The 562-nt window shown below is 51.1% G+C and carries 1 pseudogene; it reads left to right on the forward strand.

The features are described from left to right. Nucleotides 1–43: 43 nt before the first annotated feature. Nucleotides 44–562, forward strand: a pseudogene (gene istA / locus EA14781_RS21980) (IS21-like element IS100 family transposase); the annotation flags it as partial.

Here is a 562-nt window from a genome sequence, read left to right on the forward strand (position 1 = left end):
TCAGATCCAGGGGGTAATCTGCTCTCCTGATTCAGGAGAGTTTATGGTCACTTTTGAGACAGTTATGGAAATTAAAATCCTGCACAAGCAGGGAATGAGTAGCCGGGCGATTGCCAGAGAACTGGGGATCTCCCGCAATACGGTTAAACGTTATTTGCAGGCAAAATCTGAGCCGCCAAAATATACGCCGCGACCTGCTGTTGCTTCACTCCTGGATGAATACCGGGATTATATTCGTCAACGCATCGCCGATGCTCATCCTTACAAAATCCCGGCAACGGTAATCGCTCGCGAGATCAGAGACCAGGGATATCGTGGCGGAATGACCATTCTCAGGGGATTCATTCGTTCTCTCTCGGTTCCTCAGGAGCAGGAGCCTGCCGTTCGGTTCGAAACTGAACCCGGACGACAGATGCAGGTTGACTGGGGCACTATGCGTAATGGCCGCTCACCGCTTCACGTGTTCGTTGCTGTTCTCGGATACAGCCGAATGTTGTACATCGAATTCACTGACAATATGCGTTATGACACGCTGGAAACCTGCCATCGTAATGCGTTCCGC

This window comes from Escherichia albertii NBRC 107761 = DSM 17582 (assembly GCF_000759775.1).
In the GTDB taxonomy this organism is placed as follows: Bacteria; Pseudomonadota; Gammaproteobacteria; order Enterobacterales; family Enterobacteriaceae; genus Escherichia; species Escherichia albertii.